The sequence below is a fragment of the Shewanella electrica genome (assembly GCF_022321485.1).
In the GTDB taxonomy this organism is placed as follows: Bacteria; Pseudomonadota; Gammaproteobacteria; order Enterobacterales; family Shewanellaceae; genus Shewanella; species Shewanella electrica.
The window spans coordinates 1-259 of sequence record NZ_JAKOGG010000442.1 but is presented as its reverse complement, the minus strand read 5'-3'; the positions used below and the strand labels follow the sequence as shown (position 1 = coordinate 259).

Here is a 259-nt window from a genome sequence, read left to right as displayed (position 1 = left end):
GATTTGCTCTTCGTAAAAATCGACAATGCCTGGTGATATCTTGCGTGTTCGGAGGATCCGCCGTAAATTGCGGGTGAGTGGCACTGCTGCCGCAGCATGCTGCCTCTGATCTATTTGGTGCAGATGTTCCTGACTTGCCAGCAAGATATCGTCCATATCCTCACTTTCGAGAATTGCAATGACTTGTGGGTCACCGCTGACCCAATGGAAGCTAGGCTGGTGGATGTGTTCCATGATATGGATGTCGGCCTCGTCAAAA

1 protein-coding gene is annotated in these 259 nt (G+C 50.2%); it reads right to left on the bottom strand.

Features of this window, described 5'->3' with window-relative positions; all coding sequences use genetic code 11:
* Positions 1-259, bottom strand: a 259-nt coding sequence (locus tag L9G74_RS21160) for a hypothetical protein (protein ID WP_238898726.1), incomplete at both ends; no start/stop codon positions are given.